The organism is Cytobacillus firmus NBRC 15306 (genome assembly GCF_001591465.1).
Classification (GTDB): domain Bacteria; phylum Bacillota; class Bacilli; order Bacillales; family Cytobacillaceae; genus Cytobacillus; species Cytobacillus firmus.
This window is the reverse complement of record NZ_BCUY01000219.1, coordinates 1-1,349: the sequence shown is the minus strand read 5'-3', so window position 1 is coordinate 1,349 and position 1,349 is coordinate 1. Positions and strand designations below refer to the sequence as shown.

Below are 1,349 nucleotides of genomic sequence, written 5' to 3'. Positions count from 1 at the left end.
CTAAAAACAGCTGATGGTACATCGAACTGCCTCCATAGGAAGAGGATGAAAAGAATAGACAGCCCCCATGCGGCAGCTGGCCGCTTGTGATGCACCCAGAGGATAATAAACATTACAGCATTGAAAAGAATCGACCATTTAAAATTCCAGCCATTATCGTACTTTATCAAATTAAATTTGATGTTTATATCGCTGTTATTTTCTGTTCCGTGAAACATAAGGACTTTCTGCAATCCAGAATCTCCAGGGATAATCCCGTGCTTCCCCGGAATTATCAATACCGATTCTTGTTCCCCGTTTGATTTCCCCGGCAGGGATTCCTTTAGCAATCATAAGAGGAGGGCTGGTAAAATGGCAGCCATAATCATCTATTGTAATATCGAGAGCTTTAGTTAATTTACCGGGCCCATTAGTGAGATTTTTAAGGTCTTCCATCTTTCGTCTTTTCTTCATTAACTCAAGTCCGTCGACAGGTTCGATTCCTCTGATCAATACAGCTTCCGGCTTTTCCTTTGGGCCGCTCACAACATTAACCAGGCAATGGGTATGCATCACATAAGTGTAGACAAAACCGGGTTCATTGAACATGATTTCGGTCCTTTTTGTTCTCCTGTTCCCAAAGCTGTGTGCTGCTCTGTCCTCCGGGCCCATATAAGCTTCTGTCTCGACAATATAGCCTGAGGCAATTCCTTCTTCAGTTTCTTTGATCAATAAGCAGCCCAGAAGTGCTTCAGCCAGAAGAAGCGTCGGCTGCTGGTAAAAGCTTTCTGGAAGAGGAGCATATTGTTTTATTTCCTTCATAGTCAATCTCTCCAATAGTATTTTATGAGGTTCAGTCTTATGTTTTTACCCTGTGCTATTTTTTCATAACCATACCTGCAGTATAATAGCAAAAGGAATACAAGACAGGATGTGTGCATTAATGAATAAAAATATCGGTTTTATCGGATGCGGAAAAATGGCTCAGGCAATAATCGGGGGGATATTAAAATCTGATCTGGTGAATGCAAGGCAGATTATTGCTTCAGCGAAAACGGAGAAGACGCTTGTTGACGTTAAAAGCAGGTGGGATATACAAACATGCATTTCTAACGGAATTGAAGGATGAGGTTGGCACTCCGGGAGGTGCAACAATAGAAGCCGTTGCCGAACTGGAGAGAAAAGGATTCCGTGCAGCGGTAATGAGTGCTATGGAACAATGTTTTGAAAAGACAAAGGCACTTTCCCGGAAAAATAATTAGAAAAGAGTTATTTATCCAAGACCCGGCAATTATATACTGCCGGGTTTTCAAATGGTTTTAGGCACAAATATAAAGAAAAACAAGAACATTCCAAAGCCGAATGGAATA

Annotated in this window: 3 protein-coding genes and 1 pseudogene; 2 read left to right on the top strand and 2 right to left on the bottom strand. The window is 41.5% G+C overall.

The window, feature by feature from the left end:
• Together BFI01S_RS23855 and BFI01S_RS21950 are read right to left on the bottom strand one after the other, a co-directional pair.
• Positions 1-218: pseudogene (locus BFI01S_RS23855) on the bottom strand (CBO0543 family protein); the annotation flags it as partial.
• Entirely contained in the window at positions 196-801 is a 606-nt protein-coding gene (locus tag BFI01S_RS21950; RefSeq protein ID WP_061794457.1) for a DNA-3-methyladenine glycosylase, read from the bottom strand. The pseudogene BFI01S_RS23855 and the gene BFI01S_RS21950, both read right to left, overlap by 23 nt.
• A gap of 121 nt (positions 802-922) precedes the next feature.
• Here BFI01S_RS21950 and BFI01S_RS24250 point away from each other — a divergent pair, with 121 nt between their 5' ends.
• Both BFI01S_RS24250 and BFI01S_RS24245 read left to right on the top strand, forming a co-directional pair.
• On the top strand, positions 923-1,108 hold the full coding sequence (locus tag BFI01S_RS24250; protein ID WP_061794456.1) for a pyrroline-5-carboxylate reductase family protein: 186 nt from the start codon (positions 923-925) through the stop codon (positions 1,106-1,108).
• Positions 1,020-1,241, top strand: coding sequence for a pyrroline-5-carboxylate reductase dimerization domain-containing protein (locus BFI01S_RS24245; RefSeq protein ID WP_410377522.1), 222 nt, complete (start codon positions 1,020-1,022; stop codon positions 1,239-1,241). The genes BFI01S_RS24250 and BFI01S_RS24245 overlap by 89 nt, the downstream gene beginning before the upstream one ends.
• Positions 1,242-1,349: the final 108 nt, after the last annotated feature.